Annotated in this window: 21 protein-coding genes and 2 tRNA genes; 11 read left to right on the plus strand and 12 right to left on the minus strand. The window is 62.8% G+C overall.

Annotated elements, in window-relative coordinates; translation table 11 throughout:
• Positions 1-4: 4 nt before the first annotated feature.
• The 9 genes from VFW72_RS09065 to VFW72_RS09105 form a co-directional block, all read right to left on the minus strand.
• Positions 5-538 carry a DUF2946 family protein gene (locus tag VFW72_RS09065; protein WP_329673967.1) on the minus strand — a complete coding sequence of 178 codons (534 nt, stop codon included), beginning with the start codon at positions 536-538 and terminating at the stop codon, positions 5-7.
• Positions 531-1,598, minus strand: coding sequence for a YheT family hydrolase (locus tag VFW72_RS09070; RefSeq protein ID WP_329673968.1), 1,068 nt, complete (start codon positions 1,596-1,598; stop codon positions 531-533). Before VFW72_RS09070 ends, VFW72_RS09065 begins: the two co-directional genes overlap by 8 nt.
• Positions 1,598-2,056 (minus strand): YybH family protein, encoded by a 459-nt coding sequence (locus VFW72_RS09075; protein ID WP_329673969.1) that lies wholly within the window; start codon positions 2,054-2,056, stop codon positions 1,598-1,600. The genes VFW72_RS09070 and VFW72_RS09075 overlap by 1 nt, the downstream gene beginning before the upstream one ends.
• Positions 2,057-2,068: 12 nt before the next feature.
• Positions 2,069-2,953: a formyltetrahydrofolate deformylase gene (gene purU / locus VFW72_RS09080; RefSeq protein WP_329673970.1), complete on the minus strand. Its 885-nt coding sequence runs from the start codon at positions 2,951-2,953 to the stop codon at positions 2,069-2,071.
• Between the two features lie 52 nt (positions 2,954-3,005).
• Positions 3,006-4,823 carry a long-chain fatty acid--CoA ligase gene (locus tag VFW72_RS09085; protein WP_329673971.1) on the minus strand — a complete coding sequence of 606 codons (1,818 nt, stop codon included), beginning with the start codon at positions 4,821-4,823 and terminating at the stop codon, positions 3,006-3,008.
• 77 nt (positions 4,824-4,900) lie between these two features.
• Complete coding sequence (locus VFW72_RS09090; protein ID WP_329673972.1) at positions 4,901-5,113, minus strand: zinc-finger domain-containing protein; 213 nt, start codon at positions 5,111-5,113, stop codon at positions 4,901-4,903.
• Positions 5,114-5,143: 30 nt separating this feature from the next.
• Complete coding sequence (locus VFW72_RS09095; RefSeq protein ID WP_329673973.1) at positions 5,144-6,067, minus strand: branched-chain amino acid transaminase; 924 nt, start codon at positions 6,065-6,067, stop codon at positions 5,144-5,146.
• 40 nt (positions 6,068-6,107) lie between these two features.
• Positions 6,108-7,358: an acetate/propionate family kinase gene (locus VFW72_RS09100; RefSeq protein ID WP_329673974.1), complete on the minus strand. Its 1,251-nt coding sequence runs from the start codon at positions 7,356-7,358 to the stop codon at positions 6,108-6,110.
• A complete protein-coding gene (locus VFW72_RS09105) occupies positions 7,355-8,743 on the minus strand; it encodes a bifunctional enoyl-CoA hydratase/phosphate acetyltransferase (protein WP_329673975.1) in 1,389 nt (462 codons plus the stop codon). Before VFW72_RS09105 ends, VFW72_RS09100 begins: the two co-directional genes overlap by 4 nt.
• Positions 8,744-8,803: 60 nt before the next feature.
• Here VFW72_RS09105 and VFW72_RS09110 point away from each other — a divergent pair, with 60 nt between their 5' ends.
• On the plus strand, positions 8,804-10,750 hold the full coding sequence (locus tag VFW72_RS09110; protein ID WP_329673976.1) for a hypothetical protein: 1,947 nt from the start codon (positions 8,804-8,806) through the stop codon (positions 10,748-10,750).
• Here the strand turns inward: VFW72_RS09110 and VFW72_RS09115 are convergent.
• Together VFW72_RS09115 and VFW72_RS09120 are read right to left on the minus strand one after the other, a co-directional pair.
• Positions 10,721-12,841, minus strand: coding sequence for a PAS domain S-box protein (locus VFW72_RS09115; RefSeq protein WP_329674182.1), 2,121 nt, complete (start codon positions 12,839-12,841; stop codon positions 10,721-10,723). The two genes, VFW72_RS09110 and VFW72_RS09115, sit on opposite strands and share 30 nt — an antisense overlap.
• A 135-nt stretch (positions 12,842-12,976) precedes the next feature.
• A complete protein-coding gene (locus VFW72_RS09120; protein ID WP_329673977.1) occupies positions 12,977-13,195 on the minus strand; it encodes a SlyX family protein in 219 nt (72 codons plus the stop codon).
• Positions 13,196-13,302: 107 nt separating this feature from the next.
• Here VFW72_RS09120 and VFW72_RS09125 point away from each other — a divergent pair.
• The 6 genes from VFW72_RS09125 to trhA all read left to right on the plus strand — a co-directional run bounded on the left by VFW72_RS09125 (position 13,303) and on the right by trhA (position 18,344).
• Positions 13,303-13,379, plus strand: a tRNA-Met gene (locus tag VFW72_RS09125).
• A gap of 84 nt (positions 13,380-13,463) precedes the next feature.
• A tRNA-Met gene (locus tag VFW72_RS09130) sits at positions 13,464-13,540 on the plus strand.
• A 315-nt stretch (positions 13,541-13,855) separates the two neighbouring features.
• Positions 13,856-14,329: a (2Fe-2S)-binding protein gene (locus VFW72_RS09135; protein WP_329673978.1), complete on the plus strand. Its 474-nt coding sequence runs from the start codon at positions 13,856-13,858 to the stop codon at positions 14,327-14,329.
• Positions 14,330-14,339: 10 nt separating this feature from the next.
• Positions 14,340-16,580 (plus strand): xanthine dehydrogenase family protein molybdopterin-binding subunit, encoded by a 2,241-nt coding sequence (locus tag VFW72_RS09140; RefSeq protein WP_329673979.1) that lies wholly within the window; start codon positions 14,340-14,342, stop codon positions 16,578-16,580.
• Positions 16,581-16,594: 14 nt separating this feature from the next.
• Positions 16,595-17,632, plus strand: a complete 1,038-nt coding sequence (locus tag VFW72_RS09145) for an XdhC family protein (protein WP_329673980.1) — start codon at positions 16,595-16,597, stop codon at positions 17,630-17,632.
• A gap of 97 nt (positions 17,633-17,729) precedes the next feature.
• Entirely contained in the window at positions 17,730-18,344 is a 615-nt protein-coding gene (gene trhA / locus VFW72_RS09150) for a PAQR family membrane homeostasis protein TrhA (RefSeq protein ID WP_329673981.1), read from the plus strand.
• Between the two features lie 50 nt (positions 18,345-18,394).
• Here the strand turns inward: trhA and VFW72_RS09155 are convergent, their stop codons facing one another.
• Positions 18,395-18,655, minus strand: a complete 261-nt coding sequence (locus VFW72_RS09155; protein WP_329673982.1) for a hypothetical protein — start codon at positions 18,653-18,655, stop codon at positions 18,395-18,397.
• A gap of 250 nt (positions 18,656-18,905) precedes the next feature.
• Here VFW72_RS09155 and VFW72_RS09160 point away from each other — a divergent pair, with 250 nt between their 5' ends.
• The 4 genes from VFW72_RS09160 to VFW72_RS09175 all read left to right on the plus strand — a co-directional run bounded on the left by VFW72_RS09160 (position 18,906) and on the right by VFW72_RS09175 (position 20,613).
• Entirely contained in the window at positions 18,906-19,091 is a 186-nt protein-coding gene (locus VFW72_RS09160) for a CsbD family protein (RefSeq protein ID WP_329673983.1), read from the plus strand.
• 184 nt (positions 19,092-19,275) lie between these two features.
• On the plus strand, positions 19,276-19,788 hold the full coding sequence (locus tag VFW72_RS09165) for a ferritin-like domain-containing protein (RefSeq protein WP_329674183.1): 513 nt from the start codon (positions 19,276-19,278) through the stop codon (positions 19,786-19,788).
• Between the two features lie 130 nt (positions 19,789-19,918).
• A complete protein-coding gene (locus VFW72_RS09170; RefSeq protein WP_329673984.1) occupies positions 19,919-20,362 on the plus strand; it encodes a PRC-barrel domain-containing protein in 444 nt (147 codons plus the stop codon).
• 101 nt (positions 20,363-20,463) lie between these two features.
• On the plus strand, positions 20,464-20,613 hold the full coding sequence (locus VFW72_RS09175) for a lmo0937 family membrane protein (RefSeq protein WP_329673985.1): 150 nt from the start codon (positions 20,464-20,466) through the stop codon (positions 20,611-20,613).
• Positions 20,614-20,634: the final 21 nt, after the last annotated feature.

Below are 20,634 nucleotides of genomic sequence, written 5' to 3' on the forward strand. Positions count from 1 at the left end.
GATTTCAAGGCTGAGGGTTGAGTTGGTAGCCAAAGCGTTCGGGCAAGGCCGCGAACGCCACCTCTTGTGGCTCACCCCAAACCCCCGCCCCGAGCGCATCGGCCGCCGCGTCCATATCGAGCGATCGCACCAGGCCCAAGCCGCGCTCGGTGGCCAGGAATAGGCGCCCCAACTCGTCCAGCCAGACCGAGTCCACACGCTCAATGGCTTGACCGATATGGGTGCTCAGATCAAAAACACCGCCCTCGCATCGCTGCACTCCCAGCACCCAGGGCGCGGCTTCCAGTTGCAGGTACACGCGCTGCGGGCCGTTCTGGAAGAACCACGCGCCTCGCTCATCGTGCTCGTAGTTGCGGCCAATGAACTCGCGCAACTTGTCATGCACGACCCGACTGCCCTTGCTTTCGGGAAAAGGGCCCGCGGCCTGCGTGGCCTCGTCGCGCAGGTACCAATCGCCCCGCGCGTCCAGCGCCAGCCAGCCATAGCAGTGCGGCACATTGGGCCATTTCTTGATGGCCGCCTTGACGATGTCATCCATGACGTTTCTCGATCTTGCTGAGGTCTGCAGGCCGCGCATGCTGCGCCAACCAGTTGGCCACGGCCTGAGGCAACGCGGCCACATGCCCGGGCGGACGCCCCGCCGGAAAGCCCACGTGCCCGCCCTGCTGGGGTTGCCACAGCGTGACAGCCGGCCCCACATCTTGCAAGCCCGGCAAAGACCAGGCTGGCACAAAGGGATCGTTGAGGGCATTCAGCACCAGCGCCGGCACATCCTTGAGGTGCTTCAAACCGGGACGCGATGAGCAGCGGGTCCAATAGTCTTCCGTGCTGGCAAATCCATGCAGAGGTGCCGTGACGATGGCGTCATAGGCATACAGGTCTTGGGCTGCGCGCAGGGCCTGTTCGTCGAACAAGCCCGGGTAGTGCTTCAGCTTTGCCAACGCCTTGGGCTTGAGGGTCTGCATGAACATGCGGTTGTAGGTGACGCGATTGAAGCCGGCGCCGATGGCGTGTCCTGCTGCGGTCAGATCCAACGGCGAGCACACGGCCGCCACGGCCGACGCGACCTGGGTGGCGGCCGCCCCGGCTTCCTGCGCCCATCGCAGCAGGGCATTGCCCCCCAACGACACGCCCACAACAGACACCGGGCCACCCCACTGGGCCACCACGCGCTGGAGCATCCAGCCAATCTCTTCGTAGTCGCCCGAGTGATAGAAGCGCGGAGCCCGATTCGGCTCGCCCGAGCAACCACGGAAATGCGGCACCACATAAGCCCAGCCCTGCTCTTGCGCCCACAAGGCAAAGGCTCGCGCGTAATGGCTCTGGGAAGACCCCTCCAGGCCATGCAGGAGCACCAGCAATGGCGATGCGCCAGGCTGCCACCCCGGCGGCAACAGGGCATCGACATCGATGAAATCGCCGTCCGGCGTCTCCCACCGCTGGCGGGTGTACGGCACCTTGGCGCCTCGGTCAGACGCGGCCCCGCGCGCTTGAACCGGGTCGTGTGCATGACTGAACAGGGCCGGCCAGATGGTCTGGACGTGGCCACCCAAGGCGCCGGAACCGGCCATCCACAAGGGGGCGCGGTAGTGTTGCATCAGTGAAGCGTGGCGCCCGTTTCAACCACGTCGGGCATGTCGTGGGGCTGCGCGGGGCTGGCATGGTGCAAGACCATGCGCCACCCCTGCGAGGTGCGCAAATACACATTGGTGGCCATCACATAGGCCAACTGCAAGCCCTCTGGCGTCATGGCCTGGATTTTTTCCAGCACATGGTGAACAGCGCTGGTGGCCGTCTCCAGTCGGCGCACCTGCTCCAGGGTCACGTGCAGGTTGCCTTGCGACAGCACCGCTTCGAACGAGGCGCGGATGGCGACCAGGCCAATGGCACGCGGGCCACCGGGGTGCACGCAGGCGATCTCGTCTTCCTCGGCCCACACCGACATGACCCGCTCCAGATCCCCTTGCTGCAGGGCTTCGTAGAACGAGGCCTCGGTGTCATCGGCCGACACCATCAACGCGGCTTGCGACGCCTTGATCGAACGGGGATCGTTCATGCCTGTACCCTCTTAGCGGAAGACCACGGTTTTGTGGCCATTCATCAGCACACGGTGTTCGACATGCCACTTCACGGCACGCGCCAGCACCACACACTCCACATCACGGCCCACGGCGGTGAAATCTTCTGGACTGAGGGTGTGATCCACACGCTCCACATCTTGCTCAATGATGGGGCCTTCGTCCAGATCGGCGGTGACGTAGTGGGCCGTGGCCCCGATCAGCTTCACGCCGCGGTCATGCGCCTGGTAGTAAGGCTTGGCGCCCTTGAAGCTGGGCAGGAAGCTGTGGTGGATGTTGATGGCCCGGCCCTTGAGGAAGCCGCAGAACTCGGCGCTCAGGATCTGCATGTAGCGAGCCAGCACGACCAGATCAATGCCTTCCTGTTCGACCAGGGCTTCGACCTGTTTTTCCTGCGCCCGCTTGACCTCGGCCGACGAGCCCGTGGGCAAGGGCAAGTGGTGGAAAGGAATGCCGTAGCTGGCAGCCAGTTCGGCATAGTCGGGGTGGTTGGAAACGATGGCCGGAATGTCGACCGGCAACCAGCCCGAGCGCCAGCGGAACAGCAGGTCGTTGAGGCAATGGCCGTGCTTGCTGGCCATGATGAGCACGCGTGGCTTGCGCGACAGGGCATGGATGTGCGCCGTCATCTTGAACTGCTCGCGCACATGCGAGAACAGCTTGTCGAGCGTGGTCGCGTCGGCCAGATGGTCGGGCGCCGCAAAGTGCACGCGCATGAAGAACAGGCCGGTGCTGTCTTCGCTCTGCACATCGCCAAACTGCTGCGAGTCAATGATGTTGCATCCGGCCTGGTAGAGCAGGCCAGAGACGGCGTGAACAATGCCCGTGGTGTCGACACAGGACAGCGTGAGAACGAATTCGTGCGTGGTCTTCATGATTGCCGTGGATTGTAGGCGGCTCGGCCTGACACCGGAGTGATGGCCGGGCTCAGCGACGGTACATCGCCTCGATGTCACTGGCGAACTTGTTCATCAGGTTGTTGCGCTTGAGCTTGAGGGTGGGCGTCATCATCGTGTTTTCGATGGTCCAGGGCTCCAGCGTCAGGCACACGGCGCGGGGCACGGCGTAATGCGGAAAGCCCGCCGCGGCCTTTTTGATGCGGGCCAAGGCCGCCTCCCGGGCCGCCGGGGCGGCCAGGCTGTCAGGGGCATCCGGATTCAAGCCCAGGTTGCCCGCCAGGCGGCGCCATTCTGCCGGGTTCATGACCACCACGGCCGCAATGAAGGGGCGCTGCTCGCCCACCACGAAGGCCTGAGCGAACAAAGGGTCGGCCGCCAAGGCCAATTCCAGATCACCCGGCGGCACCTTCTCCCCAGTGGAGGTGACGATGATTTCCTTGATGCGCCCCAGGATGCGCACCCGCCCGTTCTCAATGGCGGCCTGGTCGCCCGTGCCCAACCAGCCATCGGCCGACAAGACCTTGGCCGTGTCTTCCGGGCGGTTCAGGTAGCCTTTCATCACGCTGGGGCCTTGCACCTGGAGCTCGCGGTTTTCGCCGATGCGCACCAACACCCCCGGCAACGGCCGGCCCACGGTGGCGGGGTCGTTGTCGTGCAGCAGGTTCACGGCCACGATGGGTGAGGTCTCCGTCATGCCATAGCCTTGCAGCAAAGGCATGCCCAAACCCAGGAAACAGCGCGCCAGGCTGGGCGCCAATGGGGCCCCGCCACTGACGGCCACCCGCAGACGGCCACCGAACTGGTCCAGCAAAGGCTGGGCCGCCAGGCCGCGCAGCACGGGCCACAGCAGGCCATCCAGTGCCGCCCAGGGGCTGGCCTCCACCGGCAAGCCCTGCTGCCGGCAGAAACGCCGCCAGCCCACGGTTTGCGCCCAGGCGAACACCCGGGCCTTGAATGGCGACGCTGCCAGGGTTTCCTGAATGCGGGCGTGAACCCGCTCATAAATGCGCGGCACGGAAATGAGCACCGTGGGGCGCACCGACTTCAAGTCTTCGGCCAGCAAGGCCACCGAGCGGGCATAAACCACGCACGAACCCGCCGCAATGGGCAGGTAGTAACCGGCCGTGCGCTCGAAGGTATGCGACAGCGGCAGGAAGGACAAGAACACATCGCTGGGCGTGGGTGCGATTTGTGCCAGCACGGCTTTCACGTTCGACAGCACATTGCCGTGCGTGAGCATGACGCCCTTGGGCTTGCCCGTGGTGCCCGAGGTGTAAACGATGGCGGCCAAGTCATCGGCGTTCGGGCCTGCGGGCATTGCCCCCGGCACCACCGATTCGCCTCGCGCCAACCAGTCTTGGAGACCCCACACAGGCACATCACCAGCCGACTGCGGCACCACGTTGTCGGTCACCACCACGGCCTGCAAGGCGGGCAAAGCCGTCCCCACGCTGGCAATAGCCTGCCACTGCGACACCGTTTGCACCACCAGCAAAGACACCGCGCTGTCAGCCAGGATGTAGGCCACGCTGGCCGGGTTGTCGATGGCGTGCAGCGGCACGGGCACACAAGCCAGGCTCAGGCAAGCCTGGTCAATGCAGACGGCCTCGATGCCATTGGGCAACAGAATCGCGACCCGCGCTCCGCGCTCCAGCTGCCAGGTCGACAAAGCCTGCGCCCAACGGCGCACATCGGCCTGAGCCTGCTGCCAGGTCCAGCTGCGCCATTGCGCCTGCGCCGCATCAAACTGGCGGTAGGCCTCGCCGTTGGGGCTGGCCTGGGCTCGCCAGGCCAGCAGCTCGGCCAAGGTGTGGACGTCGGTCAGGTTCAGGGGCAGCGAAGACATGCGAAAAGTTCAGATCTGAAAATGAAAAAGCCCGGACAAAGCCGGGCTGGGTCGTCAGGCGAACACGAGCACCTCGATCAGTGGCCGTGTCCAACCTTTTCGCCTTCCTTGAGGCGATACACCGTGCTGCAGTAAGGGCACTTGCCCTCGCCGTGGCTCACGTCGATGTAGACGCGGGGGTGCTGGCTCCACAAGGTTTGCTTGGGGTTGGGGCAAAACACCACGCCAGGGCCCTGCACATCGGCAGCGGTCACCTCAACGACGGTTTGTGATGCATTGGCATTGCTCATGGCATTCATCCTTGATGTCTCAGACGACGATCAGACCTTGCTCAACCAGCTGGCGTACTTGGGGTTGCGGCCGTTGACGATGTCGAAGAAGGCGTTCTGAATCTTCTCGGTGATCGGGCCGCGCGAGCCTTGACCGATCTGGATGCGATCGAGTTCGCGGATCGGGGTCACTTCAGCGGCGGTACCGGTGAAGAAGGCCTCGTCACAAATGTAGACCTCGTCGCGGGTGATGCGCTTTTCCTTGATCTCCAGGCCCAGGTCCTGGCAGATCGAGAAGATGGTGTTGCGGGTGATGCCGTTGAGGGCGCCGGCCGACAGGTCAGGCGTGAACAGCTTGCCATCCTTGATGATGAACAGGTTCTCACCAGCGCCTTCGGACACGAAACCCGCGCTGTCGAGCAGCATGGCTTCGTCGTAGCCGTCGTCGGTGGCTTCCAGGTTGGCCAGAATGGAGTTGGTGTAGTTGCTCACCGTCTTGGCCTGCGTCATCGTGATGTTGACGTGGTGACGGGTGTAGCTGGAGGTCTTGACGCGAATGCCGCGCTTCAGGCCCTCTTCACCCAGGTAAGCACCCCAGGCCCAGGCCGCGACCATGACGTGCACCTTGGCGCCCTTGGGGCTCACACCCATTTTTTCGGAACCCAGCCACACCAGCGGACGCAGGTAGCAGCTTTCCAGGTTGTTGGCCTTGACCACGTCGAGTTGCGCCTGCATGACTTCTTCCATGCTGAAAGGCATGGGCATGCGCAGAATCTTGGCGCTGTTGAACAGACGCTCGGTGTGTTCCTTGAGGCGGAAGATGGCCGGACCGTTGACGGTGTTGTACGCGCGTACGCCTTCAAAAGCGCCGCAGCCATAGTGCAGTGTGTGGGTCAGCACGTGGATCTTGGCGTCGCGCCACTCCACCATCTTGCCGTCCATCCAGATTTTGCCGTCGCGATCGTCCATCGACATGGGGGAATCCTTCTCAAAGGGTGCGCTGCCCGTGCAGTGCTTATCGAACCTTCGATTGTAGACCCTGAGGGGCCAGGCGCTCACTGCCCTTTTGCCGGAAATCGGGCACCCGCTCACGGGTGTGGCGGGCGATCATCAGCTCTTCGTTGGTGGGAATGACCCAGACCGCCACCCGGCTGTCTGGCCGGCTGATGCGATGCGCTTGCCCGGCGGCCAGCGGCCGGTCGTCGTTGGCCGATTCGTCCAGCGCCACGCCCAGCCAGGCCGCATCACGGCACACCCGAGCCCGAATCTGCGCGGCATGCTCGCCAATGCCCGCCGTGAACACCAAGGCGTCCAGCCCCTGCAAGGCCGCCGCCAGCGAGCCCAACTCACGCGCAATGCGGTACAGGTACAAATCGACGGCCTGCGCCGCTCGCGGGTCGTCACTGGCCAACAAGGTGCGCATATCAGACGACAAGCCCGACACGCCTTGCAGGCCTGATTGTTTGTAAAGCAGCGCCTCGATCTGGCGGGCATTCATGCCGCGCTCGTCCATCAGCCACAGCAGCACGCCGGGGTCGATGGTGCCGCACCGGGTGCCCATCATCAGGCCATCCAGGGCCGTGAAGCCCATGGTGCTGGCCACGCTGCGCCCCTGCTGCAAGGCGCACATGCTCGCCCCATTGCCCAGGTGCAAGACCACCGTGCGCCCCTTGGCGGCCACCGGGTCCACCAGCCGCAAGCGCGAGGCGATGAACTCGTACGACAGCCCGTGAAAGCCGTAGCGCTGCACCCCGGCATCGTGCAGTTCGCGCGGCAGTGCAAACCGCTGCGACAGGCTGGGGTTGGTGGCGTGAAAGGCGGTGTCAAAACAGCCCACCTGGGGCACCTCAGGCGCCAACTTCATCAGCGCCCGCACCGGGGCCAGGTTGTGCGGCTGGTGCAAGGGCGCCAGGGGCACCAATTTGGCCAACTCGTCCACCACCGCGGGCGTCAACACCACAGGCTCGTGAAACTGCACGCCCCCGTGAACAATGCGGTGCCCCACCGCCACCACCTGCACCCGCTGCAGGAACTCGGGCATGACAGACAGCAAATGACTCAAGGCGGCCTCGTGGTCAAACGCCGCGCTGTCGTCCCAGCTTTGCTCCAGCAAGGTCTGCCCCGACTGGTTCTTCACCACCAGGTGCGGCCGCGCACCCAGCCCTTCAAACTGCCCGTGCAAAAGGGGCCGAAAAATGCGCGCGGTGAACAACGAAAACTTCAGGCTCGACGAGCCCGCGTTCAGCACGGCAATCGCGTCGGTCATGCCTGGCCTTTCACCGGTGCCTTGGCCTGCGCCATGGCCAGCAACTTGAGCACCGCCGCCGAAGCCAGGCGGCTGCGCACCGAGTCGGCCCGGCTGGTCAGCACAATGGGCACCCGCGCACCCAGCACAATGCCGGCGCTGTCCGCCCCAGCCAGGTACTGCAACTGCTTGGCCACCATGTTGCCGGCCTCCAGATTGGGCACCATGAGGATGTCGGCCTGCCCGGCCACGTCCGACACGATGTGCTTGGTTTGCGCCGCCTCAGGGCTGACTGCGTTGTCGAATGCCAGGGGGCCATCGACCAAGCCGCCGGTGATCTGGCCGCGGTCGGCCATCTTGCACAACATGGCCGCATCGATGGTGGCTGGCATGTCGGGGTTGACGGTTTCCACGGCCGCCAGCACCGCCACCTTCGGGCAAGGCACACCCAGCACATGCGCCAGGTCGATGGCGTTTTGCACAATGTCCATCTTGTCGCGAATGCCTGGGGCGATGTTGATGGCCGCGTCGGTCACCAACAGCATGCGCGGGTAGGCAGGCACGTCCATCACGAACACATGGCTGACCCGGCGCGCGGTGCGCAAACCGCTGCTGCCCGACACCACCTCGGCCATCAACTCGTCGGTGTGCAAACTGCCCTTCATCAGGGCCTGAACTTCGCCCGCACGGGCCAGCGCCACCGCCCGCTCGGCTGCGGCATGGCTGTGCTCGGTCGACAAGATGCGATAGGGGCTCAGATCCACCCCCGCCTCGGCGGCCACCGCCTCGATGCGCGCCCGCGGCCCCACGAGAACGGGGTCGATCAAGCCTTGGCGCGCGGCTTCAATGGCGCCCATCAGCGAATCGTGATCGCACGGATGCACCACAGCACAAGGCACCGGCGCGGCGGCTTCGCAGGCCCGCAGCAACTTGCCGAACACATCATTGCGACGCAGCATGACGGCGGGCGTTTCCACCTGACTGACTGTCATGTGCCGCAGCGGCGCCGCCACCGTGACCCGGCCCGACAACACGCGATCGCCATCGCGCAGCACCTCGCACTCGAACACCAGGCGGTTGGGTGGCTGCTTGCTGGCCACGCGAATGGTCGCGTCCAGCGACTCACCCACCAGCACGGCATGGTCGTATTGCAGTTCATGCGCCAGGATGCGGGTTCCCGGCCCTGGCAGACGGCGTTTGAGCAAGCCGTGAATCAGGGCTTCAGCTCCCACGCCTTCGCACCAACTGTCACACGCCTGGCGCGAGGGCTCATCGGCAGCGAAGGTGGCCGCGTCGCCCGACACCAGCGACAGCAGGTTCACCTCGTCGCGCGTCACGGTGTGCTGCACGCTCAAGGTGGCGCCCACCTCGATTTCATCAAAAGTCAGATTCGTGTAGGACGTCATCGGGGCACCCAAAAATCATTCGATTGACTGATCATGCCGACAGGATATGACGAATGCGACATGTCGCAGCGTTACGATCGGCTTTTCTTGATCGCACGCAAACCTCTCGGACCCATGAGTTACGACTACAGCTCGGAAGGCAAACAGCTTGAGTTGCCCAACCCTTACCGCGTTCAGAACCAGCTGCTGGCCGTGTGCAGCGCGCTGCTGATCATCGGCGCTTTGTTCAGCTTGTGGAAGGGCCGCGAAGCCTGGCTGGAACATGAGGCCATCACCGGCCTGATTCCGGTGGTGATTGGCATCGGCTTGCTGCTGGCCGGCTTGACCGCAGCCTCGGCCGTGGCGTCGCGTTTGCGCTTTTTCTTTGGCCGCGGCCGCCCCGCCTCCTTGTCATTCGTGACCGCCACCGGACACACCTCGGTGGTGCGTGAGCTGCCCTCGGGCAGCGAAGGCATCGGAGCCGATGCCGAACACATCAAAGAGATGCTCAAGCAAGGCGTGCTGGCCTACCCCGAGCCGCAAGGCCCGCTCAACGGCCTGCTCTACCACTGGGTGCCACACCTCATCACCGCCCCCATGCGCCTGCAAGCCCTGGCGCGTACGCACTTCTTCAACCTCGGGGCCATGCTGATCACGCTGCTGAGCTTCGCGGTGGCCTCAGCCCTGGTGCGCCAACCCAGCCTGCGCCCCTGGCTCAGCCTGATCTACTTTGGTTTTGCGGCGGCTTACCTGTTCCGCCCATTGCTGTCGAACCAAACCGCAACGTTGAATGTGCAAAGCGTGGTGGGCTTGGTCGCTGGAGCCTTGCTCGGCCCGGTGGCCATCGGCCTGTTGGGCCCAGCCTTACCCTCTTTGGCAGGCTTGTCGTTGACCACGCAAACCGTGGTGCTGCTGATCACGGGCTTGATTGCCGCGGTGCTGGTGGTCATGGCCATCTTGCATCAGGTCGAGACGCCTCCGCGCACGCAAACCAGCAGCGTGCAGCGCCGCTTGTCGATCAACTGCCCGCCCAACCAATTGATGGACGAACTCGATCGCCAACTGCAGGAACAGTGGACCGAGAAAATCCCCAACCGCCGCTACATCCGCGTTGAACCCCACATTGGCCACGACCTGCCATCGGGCGCCTTCCAGGGCGAGTTTCTGGAAGAAACCCAACCCATGCCGATTCAATCGAGCACCGCGCCCAGTATTCAGGCCGCCTGGCAATCGCCCCGCCACCGCTGGATCACCGCGCTCGATCTGTACGCCACCGGCCTGGTGGCCATCGCCTTGGGGCTGGTGCTGTCGTTTGTGTGGAACTTCGATGGCCGACTGGCTGCGATCAACCACTACAGCAGCGCCGGCACCGCCACCATCCTGATCCTGGTGGCCGTGTTCTGCCAACGCACCGCGCACGAACTGTGGGGCCGATTTGACTTTGCCTCCGTCGTACAGTGGGTGGAGGTGTCGGGCACCTTCCAGCGCGCCAAGGTAGGTACTGGCCACAACATGCTGAGCTCGCGTCTGCAAACCGAGAACCAGGTGACCCGGGTCGAATCGATGACCCTGCGCGTGTGGCGAGCCCGTGTGGAAAGCGTGGCCTTTGGCAAGGACTCTCCGCGCCAGGTCACGGCCCTGTTCTCGACCGAACCCGAAGCCCAAGCCCTGGCTGACCACCTGTGCGAGTTCGGGCGCGCCCAAAGCGTGCTGCTGGCGCCCACGTCCGCTGAAGACCACGCCCGCCTCAATGCCCTGGGGCAGGCCGAAGGCATTCTGGCGGCCGCCTCACCGGCCTCCATCTCACCCGCCGCCATCATGCCGCTGCCAACCACCCAGGCAGAGCCCCTGCTGGGCGAGCCTGCCGAATCCAACTTGAACACCCCCACGGGAGGCAACACAGACGCAGCCCAGATCCCCCCCGCCACCGAGCAGGCCAGCGCGTTCCGCTTTTGCTCGGCCTGCGGGCAGAAAATGGCGATTCAGGCGCGCTTTTGTTCAGCTTGCGGGGTGGCTCTGAGCAGCTGACGCGCTTGAGTCAGCTGGTTCATGCGAGGCGGTCAGCACCTGATGAACCAAGCCACCCAATTGCTCCAGCGTGTTTTCCTTTTGCAGCAAGGCATTCACCCGCAGCTCGCTCATTTGTGCCGACAACACATCAGAGAGGTAACCCGACCCGATGATGACAGGCATGTCAGGTAGCGTTAAGCGCAGCGCCTTGGTCAGCTCCACGCCACTCATGCCAGGCATGTTGAAGTCAGTGACCACCACATTGACCTCGGCTCCGTGCTCGCGCACAAAGCTCAGCGCAGCTGTGGGATCAGTGAAGGTGCTGACCCGGTAACCCGCATGGGCCAGCAGCTGCGCCACCATCAAGGTCATGGTTTCGTCATCGTCCACATAGACCACATGCTCACCCCGGCCTGGAGGGCTCGGCAAGATGCCAAGCGACGGCGACTCAAGCTCTTCAGGGCTCGGTGCCTCGGTTGCCAAGGGCAGGTAAATGTGAAAGGTGGTGCCAAGCCCAGGCGTGCTGTCCACCGTGATGGCACCATGGTGCGCTGCGACGATGCCATGCACCACTGACAAGCCTAGCCCGGTGCCCACCCCCACGGGTTTGGTGGTGAAGAAGGGCTCAAAGATGCGCGGCAAAACAGCCGGGTCAATGCCCGCCCCTGAGTCTTTGACCCACAGGTGTGCGTAGCGCCCCGCAGGCAAGCGCGAAACCGTTGCCCCCACATCCTCGCCCATGGAGGCTGTGGCCAGCCCCACCTCAATGCGCCCGGCCCCGCCATTCAAGGCATGCCAGGCATTGGTACAGAGGTTCACAACCACTTGCTGCAACTGGGTCGCGTCCACATGCGACACCACCGCGTCATCGCCCCACCGCCCCACCAGGGTGACACCGGCGGGCAGGGTGGCACGCAGCAGCGCCAAAGACTCATTCAACAAGCCCCTCAAGTCCTGACTTTTCAGCGCCTGAGGCTGGCGCCGGCTGAACGCCAGAATCTGCTGCACCAGCTCGCGTGCCCGCCCACCCGCTTTGGTGATCTGCGCCAAGTAGGCCTCGACCGGGTGCCCCGGCTCCAGCACCGCTCTCGCCAATCCGGCATTGCCCAGAATGGCCCCGACAATGTTGTTGAAGTCGTGAGCGATTCCGCCAGCCAAAGTGCCGATCGCCTCCATCTTCTGGGACTCGCGCAGTTGCGCCGCCAGGTGCTGGCGCTCGGCTTCGGCGCGCTTGTGCCCGGTGACATCGGCAAAGGTGATGACGATCTGCAGCACGCGTCCCGAGGCATCGCGCACGGGATAGCCATTGCACGTTACCCACAACAGTTCCGCCTCGCCCGGACGGCGCACCCCCACCAACAGCCCCTCGAGAGGTTGCCCCGTGGAGGCCACCTGATTGACCGGATACTGACTGAGCGACAAAGGCAGCCCCGATTCGTCCGTCAAGGCCCAGACCGGATCCATGGCCACGCGGCCTTGCATCTGCGCCTCGCTCAACCCCAACACCCGGCAAGCCTGCGGGTTGGCCGCAAGCACTCGCGTGTCAGCCGCATGCACCACCGCGCCCACAGGCAGGTGACTGAACAGCGCTTGCGCACGGGCCTCACTGTCTTGCAGGGCCTCTTTGGCGAGCTTGTCCTGGGTCACATCAGCGTGGGTGCCCAGAACCCGCAAGGGGCGCTCTGCCGCATCCCGCTCCATGACCTTGCCGCGCGCCAGAATCCATACCCACGAGCCATTGCGGTGGCGCATGCGAAACACCGCTTCGTAGCCCGGCGTTTCTCCTCGCAAATGCGCGCGAACCACAGCCTCCGTCACGTCCAGATCGTCAGGATGAATGAGCCCAGCCCAAGTCTGATAAGTCAGCGCAGCCGTGTCCGGCGACCAGCCGATCATGGTCAGCCAACGCGCATTGGTCGTCACGCGCCCGGAAGGCACATCCCAATCCCACAGCCCTAAATCGGCGCCAGCCAAGGCCAGCTCCAAGCGCTCGGCTCCCTCCTGCAGCTCATGGCGAATGCGTTGCGCCCGTCGATTGGACCACCAGCCCGCCAGGGCCACCAGCGCCAATGACGCCGCAGCCACACTTCCCGCCCCGAATTGAGTCACGTGATTCAAAGATCCCCCGCATTCCCCACCGATTGATTGCGGCAGACAGCACTTTCGCGTCCGAAAACACTAACTCATACCAGAAAATCCTGCCAGCAGATCTTCACTAAGCCTGACGCCTCAGCGCATCAGATCTCAATAGTGCGGCGGCAACTCGTCGCGCAAACTGCGAAACGGCGCCTGACCCGGCTCAGGCATCTGGTCACGCAGGGCCTTGACCTCGCGCACCAGCAAGTCAATTTGCTGCTGCTGGCGAATCACCACCTGGTTGAGGCTGTCAACAAGGTCCTCCAGAAAGCTGGACTTGATCTCCAGGTCCATCAGGCGCTGATCGGTGTCGTGAGCGGTATCCATGCCCCATATTGGACACGAAAGGGCCCCCAAGCTCCCCCAGGCCAAAACAAATAGTCACTCAGGACTAGACGCGACGCACCGTTTCGTGTCACAATCTATGTCTCTGACGCGGGGTGGAGCAGTCTGGTAGCTCGTTGGGCTCATAACCCAAAGGTCGTTGGTTCAAATCCGGCCCCCGCAACCAAAATTTAGGAATTTGGCATTTTTCGAAATGGCCTCTTTCCTTCCGGTTCAGATGTGATCACATCTACCGGAACACCGCATCTGGCGCGGGGTGGAGCAGTCTGGTAGCTCGTTGGGCTCATAACCCAAAGGTCGTCGGTTCAAATCCGGCCCCCGCAACCAAAAATTAAAAAAGGCTCTCGGAAACGAGGGCCTTTTTTCTTTGTGCCCGTTCTGTGCCCATCGAGGTTTGGGCGAATGCCGAATTGACCATTGGTCAACAACAGCGCGGCAAATCGCCACCAAACAGGCCAGTTGATCGACAACATTGGCTAGGCGCAAGCGTCAACTGGTGAGCACAAGCGCCCGTTGAATTGACGAGGTCATATTGAGGCGGTTCATTGGCCCCTAAGACAAGCTCAAACTAGGGCTGGCATGCAGGCTCCAAACTCATTAGCATCCGTCGAATTGGCCTCATCCCGCGGAGACAGCCCCATCATGAGCACGCTCAATGTCAATGGCCGTGAGCACACGGTTGATGTCGATCCCGGCACCCCCATCCTCTGGGCTTTGCGCGATTCGCTGGGCATGACCGGCACCAAGTTTGGCTGCGGTGCCGCGCTGTGCGGCGCCTGCGTCATACACCTGGACGGTCAGGCTGTTCCATCCTGCGTCACGCCCCTTTCTGCCGCTGAGGGCAAGAAGATCATGACCATCGAAGCGGTCACCGATGGCAGCGACCGCGTGGGCGCTGCCGTTCACGCGGCTTGGGTGAAACACGACGTGGCGCAATGTGGCTATTGCCAGAGTGGCCAGATCATGAGCGCCACGGCCTTCCTCAAATCGCTGCCCCGAGGCAAGCAACCCAGCGCGGCCGAAATCGACTCGGCCATGGTCGGCAACATCTGCCGCTGTGGTACCTATGCCCGCATCCGCGCAGCCGTGGCTGATGCGGCCCGCGCGCTGGCTTGAAGGAGCTGCCATGTTGAGCCACATCGATCACCGTGAATTGCCACGCGCTTTGCAGCACTTGCTGGAAAGAGGTCAAACTGTCGACATCGCCACCTTGCCGCGTCGCAGCTTCTTGAAGATCGCGGGGGTGGGTGGCTTGGCACTGGGTGCCTTTCCGCATCTCGCCATGGGACAAGGCGCCGCGCCTGCCAGCAGCGCCCTCAAGCCCACACAGCAGCCATCGGCTTTTGTGCAGATCGCGCCCAATGGCGAGGTCATGGTCACCATCAATCGACTGGAATTCGGCCAGGGGGTGCAAACCGCTTTGCCCATGATCCTGGCTGAAGAGCTGGATGCCGACTGGAGCCTGGTGCGCAGTCAGCATGGCTCGAATGACCCAGCCTATGTCGACCCGTTGTGGGGCATGCACCTGACCGGAGGCTCCAACTCGGTCAAACACAGCTTCACGCAATACCGTGAGCTGGGAGCACGCGCCCGTGCCATGTTGCTGGGTGCTGCCGCTGCACGTTGGAACGTGGACGTGACCTCCTTGCGCACGCAGTCGGGCCTCGTGTTGGGCCCAGGGGGCCTCCAGGCAAGCTACGGCGAACTGGCCGAGGCAGCCATGGCGCAGCCCGTGCCTGAAAAGGTGATGCTGAAGGATCCCAAGGACTTCCGCCTGATTGGCAAACCCACTGGTCGTCTGGATGCCAGAGCCAAGAGCAGTGGGCGGCAAGACTTCGGCATCGATGCTCACTTGCCCGGCCAGTTGACCGCCGTGGTCGCGCACCCACCGGTGTTCGGCGCGCGCTTGGCCTCTGTGGACGACAGCGCAGCCCGTGCCATCCAAGGCGTGAAAGCGGTATTGCGCGTTCCGGCAGATCGCGGCGGCGAGAGCGTGGCGGTGGTGGCCAACGGCTATTGGCCCGCCAAGCTGGGGCGCGATGCCTTGAAGCTGCAGTGGGACACCTCGAAGGTCGAGAAGGTGGACAGCGCCAAGCAACTGGCGCAGTACCGCGAGCTGGCCAAGCAGCCTGGCCCCTTGCGCTTCGATGCAGACATGTCGCCCATGGCCAGTGCACCGCGACACATTGAGGCCGAGTTCGTCTTTCCCTACCTGGCCCACGCGCCGATGGAGCCGCTGAACTGCACGGTTCAGATCTCGGAGGGCAAAGCTGATCTGTGGGTGGGCACTCAGCTGCCTGGGCTGGACGGCGCAGCCGCCGCACGGGTGCTGGGCCTCAAACCCGAGCAGGTGGCGGTGCACGTACAGATGGCGGGCGGCGGCTTTGGCCGACGTGCCATCGGCAGCAGCGACTACGTGGTGGAGGCTTGCGAGATTGCCAAGGCCGCACGCGCCGCTGGCCTGAATGCGCTGGTGCGCATGGTCTGGAGCCGTGAGGACGACATCCGTGGTGGCTACTACCGCCCGATGCACCTGCACCGGGCTCGCATCGGGTTTGATGCCAAAGGCAAGGTGCTGGCTTGGGACCACGTGCTGGTCGGGCAGTCCATCACCATGGGCACGCCGTTTGAAGGTGGCATGGTCAAGAACGGCATTGACGCCACCGGACCAGAAGGCATGCTGGAGCCCTACCCCTTCCCCATGCGCTTGACCGTTCATCACCCCAAGGTCAACGTACCGGTGCTGTGGTGGCGCAGCGTGGGCTCCACCCACAATGCCTTCGTGATGGAGACCTTGGTCGACGAGATCGCCCGGTCCACCAAGCAGGACCCGGTGGCCTATCGCATGCAGCTGTTTGGCGACAAACACCCACGCCATCGCGCGGCACTGCAGCTGGCCGTGGACCGAAGCGGCTATGGCAAGAAGCGCTTGCCTGCGGGACACGCCTGGGGCGTGGCGGTGCACGAGTCGTTCGAGACCGTGGTGGCGTATGTGGTGGAGGCCTCGGTCAAAAGGGGCAGCGCCGTGCTGCACCGGGCAACGGCCGGCGTGCATTGCAATCTGGCGGTGAACCCACGCACCATCGAAGCGCAGGTGCAGGGCGCGGCCCTGATGGGCTTGTCGATGTGCCTGCCGGGAGCTGCCATCACACTCAAGGATGGCGAAGTGCAACAGAGCAACTTCATGGACTTTGTGGTGCCCCGCATCACCGACATGCCGGAGATCGCCGTCCATGTGGTGCCCAGCGCCGACCCACCCACCGGCATGGGCGAACCTGGCCTTCCCCCCCTGGCCCCTGCGTTTGCCAACGCCATCACCCGTTTGACCGGCAAGCCTTTGCGTGAGCTGCCTTTCAAACTGGCCTGATTCCCCAGGACAGCATGGAAGACCTCGACATCCTGGTCTTGCGTACCGCGCTGAGTTGGCACCAGGCCGGCCAGCCAGTGGTGCTGGTCACCGTGGCGCGAACCTGGGGCTCTTCGCCGCGTCCGCCGGGCTCGCTCATGGCCATCAACGAGCGGGGTGAAACCGTGGGCTCGGTGTCTGGCGGGTGCATTGAAGACGACCTCATCCTCCGCATACGGGAAGGTGGTGTGCAAGCGGCTTGCACCACTCAAGCCCCCACCGTGCTGCGTTATGGCATTTCGGCAGACGAAGCGCACCGCTTTGGCTTGCCTTGCGGCGGCACAGTCGAACTCGTGCTCGAGCCGGTGGCACGCCACAGCCGACTGGATGAACTGCTACAGGCCTGTCAGGAGCGGCGCAGTACCGAGCGGGTGCTGAACCTGCAAACGGGTCATGTCTCATTGAATGTGGGGCAGCGCGACGGTGTGCCACGGATGGATGAGACTCGACTGACCACCTATCTGGGCCCGAAAGCCCGCCTCATCGTGATCGGCGCCGGTGACATGTCTCGCTACCTGTGCGAGATGGCGCTGAGTGTCGGCTTTGAGGTCATTGTTTGCGACCCGCGCGAAGAACACCGGGCCAACTGGCGTCTCGATGGCGTGACGGTGTGCCATGAAATGCCCGACGACTTGATCCAGCGCTTGCAACCCGACGCACGCACGGCCGTGGTGGCCTTGACGCATGACCCCAAACTGGATGACCTGGCCCTGATCGATGCCTTGCAGTCAAAGGCCTTTTATGTCGGCGCCATCGGGTCGCGTCGCAACAGCGCGCATCGGCGAGAGCGGCTGCGGACACACTTTGACCTGCCTGAATCGGCACTGCAGGCCTTGCGTGGACCAGCGGGGCTTTACATCGGCAGCAAGACGCCTGCCGAGATCGCGCTGTCCATCCTGGCGGAGGTGGTGGCGGTGAAAAATGGCATTCAATTGCCTGCGCCAGTACCGGTCGTCGAGGGGAAGGCGCGTCACGAAGTGACTGAGCCCGACTCATCGCCCATCGCCCTTTAAGCGGCTCCGCAAGGGCTGCGTTGGCACTCTGTTCGACAACGCACGGACGAATCACGCAAGGTACCTCACAATGGGTTGACACCCTTTGTAGGCCACCATGTACCCAGGCGAACGATTCAACAGCGCAACGCACTTGATCGGCGTGATCTTGGCCATCGCCGGATCGATCGTGTTGCTGATTCAGGCCGTGAAGTCTGGCAACCTATGGAAGATCGGTGCCGTCAGCGTATTTGGTCTGTCGATGATCGCCCTCTATGGTGCATCGACGATTTATCACAGCACTCGCGGGCCAGCCAAGGAGCGCTGGGCCAAAGTCGATCACTGCGCCATTTATGTCCTGATCGCAGGAACCTACACACCTTTTTCTTTGATCACGCTACAGGGCACATGGGGCACGGCGCTACTGACTGTGGTCTGGACCCTGGCATTTGCCGGCATTGCCAAGGAACTCCGATGGGGTCGCGAGCGGGTATCGTCCGTTCCACTTTACTTGCTGATGGGATGGGCCTGCGTGGCCGTGGCCTCACCCTTGATTCATGCCCTGCAAACACAAGGCCTGGTCTGGTTGGTGACAGGAGGCCTGCTCTATACCGTGGGGGTGATCTTCTATGTGATGGACACGCGCTGGCGTCATGCACACGGCGTGTGGCACCTCTTCGTTCTGGGCGGCACGGCCAGCCATTACTTCACCGTGCTCAAGTTTCTGGTCTGAAAGAGGTTGAGCACAAGGTCAATGCTGGCAGCGCGAAACGATGCCCCCATTCAGATCTTTTGCTTCTGGTAGGTGCGGTCCATCTCGGCACCGCGATCCGTATCACGCAAGCCGCGGCGGATATCCCGGCCGGCCTGCCTTACGCGTTCACTGACCACCGCTCCCCCCCCTTCGTCAACAGACTCGTCGCGTTCATGCGGCAACTTGAGGCCATGCGTACTGGACGATGCTTTGCCGCAATGGGCAGACCGGTCTGCCTTGATCGATGCCGCGTGAGGATACGCGGACCCGTATTTGATTGTGGCCTTCATAAAACCTCCAACTCTGCGGCGCATTCAATCGGTTGCCGATTGACCTGCGTCGACGACCAAAATAGATGCGCCAGCATGTCTCGTCTGTGCGCGAGCGCACCAATTGGCGCAGTGGTCATCCATTTGATTGGCAAGACGTCAAACACGAGACGTGCGCTGACGAACAGACCGCCCCACCCTGCTCCGGTACACCCCAACCAGGTGCCGGCCTGCCCTGCACCACTTTTCCATCAACCAATCGAGGTGTGACATGAACAAGGACCAAGCCAAGGGCGCCATCAAGGAAGCTACCGGCAAGATACAGACGAAATTCGGCCAAGTGATTGGCAGCAATTCGCAACAAGCCAAGGGCGTTGCCAAGCAAGTGGAAGGCAACATCCAGAAGAAGGTGGGCGACACCAAGCAAGCGGTGAAGGACGCGATCGACAAGACTTGATTGCGAGGCCCCAAGAGGTCGCGCCGATGAAGACATCGGCCCGACCTCCCCAACCACACCACACAGCAGTCTTCTAGGAGCCCCTATGAGCCACACCGACAAACACCCCGCGCAAAAGAACAAGGGCATGGCGCAGTTGCGAGGCGATTTCACATCGGAAGGTACGCCACCGCCCGTCCCCAACATGACATTGAACATGAAGTCCATAGAAGGGGCCACCCGCGATCTGGAGCAGGGTTCGATCACGCCTCACTATGGTTCCGGTCGCCAGGATGTCATCAAATTGCTCAACGCCTCACTTGCCACCGAACTGGTTTGCGCCCTGCGCTACAAGCGCCATCATTTCACGGCAGAGGGGCTTGAATCCGCGAAGATCGCGCAGGAGTTCCTGGTCCATGCCAATGAGGAAGCTGTTCACGCCGATCGACTGGCGCGGCGCATCGTCCAGCTCAACGGTTCGCCTGATTTTTCGCCAGAGTCGTTGATACGGCGCAGCCATGTGCCATACGACGACTCGCTCAAACTGAAGGACATGATTCGCATCAACCTGATGGCAGAGCGCGTGGCCATTGAGGTTTACAGCCAAATGATCGATCTGATTGGCAACACGGATGTCACCACCAGGCGCCTGCTGGAAGACATCTTGTGTGAAGAGCAGTCCCACGCAGAGGAGCTCAAGGACTGGTTGGTGAGTTAGTCATGATTTGGTCGGTGCGCCGACGAACAGACATGCGCATCGCTGCTGGCTAACTTGGATGGTGAACATCGGCAGAGATTCTCGTGTCGATGCTCACCCCATCACAACGCACCCCCTTCTGGAGATGAGCATGAACTATCTAGACCGCGACATTTACGGCATGTACAAAACAAGCGCAAGCGAACAAATTGGCCCCAAGGTCAGCCACCGCCCGGGCCCGAACCTGATGGGTGCAGACACCCTGGTTGGCAACGATGTCTGCAATCTCAAGGATGAGAAGCTCGGGGAGATCAAGGACATCATGCTGGACATCAGCAGCGGCAGGATCCGCTACGCAGTGCTGTCTTTCGGCGGCTTCATGGGCATGGGAGAAAAGCTCTTTGCCGTCCCATGGTCCGCGTTGAAATTGGACACCCAAAACAAGCGCTTTGTGCTGGATGTGGACAAGGACAAGCTGGAATCTGCCCCCGGGTTCGACAAAGACCATTGGCCTGACATGGCGGATTCGAGTTGGGCTGAAAGCATTCACAGTTACTACGGAACCAAGCCCAACATGGATGACCCGGTTCACTGACAGGCTCTGACTGTCTCGCCTGAACCTGCTGACCAGGTTCAGGCCAAGCCTGGCAGCCGACACCCCCAAGTGCACTGCCGTCGAAACAGCTGGAGACCATCATGCTTGAAGCACTCGTCGCGGTTCTGGTCATCCTTTGGCTACTCGGTCTGGTCACTTCGTATACCATGGGCGGGCTGATTCACGTCCTGTTGGTCATTGCGATCGTCGTGATCCTGGTTCGCGTGATACGTGGTCGAGGCCCCCTTTGATCATGCGCTCAGGTTAGAGGC

The sequence above is a fragment of the Aquabacterium sp. genome (assembly GCF_036273115.1).
GTDB lineage: Bacteria > Pseudomonadota > Gammaproteobacteria > Burkholderiales > Burkholderiaceae_C > Aquabacterium.

Coding starts and splice junctions, on each gene's coding strand:
- VFW72_RS09065 (WP_329673967.1), bottom strand. CDS start 538: ATGGATGACATCGTCAAGGCGGCCATCAAGAAATGGCCCAATGTGCCG.
- VFW72_RS09070 (WP_329673968.1), bottom strand. CDS start 1,598: ATGCAACACTACCGCGCCCCCTTGTGGATGGCCGGTTCCGGCGCCTTG.
- VFW72_RS09075 (WP_329673969.1), bottom strand. CDS start 2,056: ATGAACGATCCCCGTTCGATCAAGGCGTCGCAAGCCGCGTTGATGGTG.
- purU (WP_329673970.1), bottom strand. CDS start 2,953: ATGAAGACCACGCACGAATTCGTTCTCACGCTGTCCTGTGTCGACACC.
- VFW72_RS09085 (WP_329673971.1), bottom strand. CDS start 4,823: ATGTCTTCGCTGCCCCTGAACCTGACCGACGTCCACACCTTGGCCGAG.
- VFW72_RS09090 (WP_329673972.1), bottom strand. CDS start 5,113: ATGAGCAATGCCAATGCATCACAAACCGTCGTTGAGGTGACCGCTGCC.
- VFW72_RS09095 (WP_329673973.1), bottom strand. CDS start 6,067: ATGTCGATGGACGATCGCGACGGCAAAATCTGGATGGACGGCAAGATG.
- VFW72_RS09100 (WP_329673974.1), bottom strand. CDS start 7,358: ATGACCGACGCGATTGCCGTGCTGAACGCGGGCTCGTCGAGCCTGAAG.
- VFW72_RS09105 (WP_329673975.1), bottom strand. CDS start 8,743: ATGACGTCCTACACGAATCTGACTTTTGATGAAATCGAGGTGGGCGCC.
- VFW72_RS09110 (WP_329673976.1), top strand. CDS start 8,804: ATGTCGCAGCGTTACGATCGGCTTTTCTTGATCGCACGCAAACCTCTC.
- VFW72_RS09120 (WP_329673977.1), bottom strand. CDS start 13,195: ATGGATACCGCTCACGACACCGATCAGCGCCTGATGGACCTGGAGATC.
- VFW72_RS09135 (WP_329673978.1), top strand. CDS start 13,856: ATGAGCACGCTCAATGTCAATGGCCGTGAGCACACGGTTGATGTCGAT.
- VFW72_RS09140 (WP_329673979.1), top strand. CDS start 14,340: ATGTTGAGCCACATCGATCACCGTGAATTGCCACGCGCTTTGCAGCAC.
- VFW72_RS09145 (WP_329673980.1), top strand. CDS start 16,595: ATGGAAGACCTCGACATCCTGGTCTTGCGTACCGCGCTGAGTTGGCAC.
- trhA (WP_329673981.1), top strand. CDS start 17,730: ATGTACCCAGGCGAACGATTCAACAGCGCAACGCACTTGATCGGCGTG.
- VFW72_RS09155 (WP_329673982.1), bottom strand. CDS start 18,655: ATGAAGGCCACAATCAAATACGGGTCCGCGTATCCTCACGCGGCATCG.
- VFW72_RS09160 (WP_329673983.1), top strand. CDS start 18,906: ATGAACAAGGACCAAGCCAAGGGCGCCATCAAGGAAGCTACCGGCAAG.
- VFW72_RS09165 (WP_329674183.1), top strand. CDS start 19,276: ATGACATTGAACATGAAGTCCATAGAAGGGGCCACCCGCGATCTGGAG.
- VFW72_RS09170 (WP_329673984.1), top strand. CDS start 19,919: ATGAACTATCTAGACCGCGACATTTACGGCATGTACAAAACAAGCGCA.
- VFW72_RS09175 (WP_329673985.1), top strand. CDS start 20,464: ATGCTTGAAGCACTCGTCGCGGTTCTGGTCATCCTTTGGCTACTCGGT.